Here is a 347-nt window from a genome sequence, read left to right on the forward strand (position 1 = left end):
GTCAGCACGGGCAGGAGTTCGCTTTCCTCAAAGGTCAGCGGCTCCTGTCCCTGGGCGAGGAGCAGGCGGTTGACGGCCGCCGGGCCGGCTTCCTCCTGGCTCACGGCTGTGTGCGTGTCCCCGTCGGGCCATGCGGGTGACCAGTGCTCACCGAAGGTGTGGCCGAAGTCGTCGACGTAGACCTGCCGGACCATGTGCACGACCGGGCCACTCTGCCCGATCGTGACGGGCGGCGTCTGCTGGGGAGTGCCCGTGGCGGGCAGCAGCACGTTCAGGTACTGCAGCCGCACCGGCCAGTGCACGACGGCCAGCTGCGGGATCGCGTCACCGACCTCACTGTTCCAGTG

1 protein-coding gene is annotated in these 347 nt (G+C 69.2%); it reads right to left on the minus strand.

The window, feature by feature from the left end; genetic code table 11:
• Positions 1 to 347 (minus strand): hypothetical protein (locus IE94_RS36805; protein ID WP_037924962.1); only part of this gene is annotated, 347 nt, incomplete at both ends.

The sequence above is a fragment of the Streptomyces violaceorubidus genome (assembly GCF_000717995.1).
GTDB lineage: Bacteria > Actinomycetota > Actinomycetes > Streptomycetales > Streptomycetaceae > Streptomyces > Streptomyces violaceorubidus.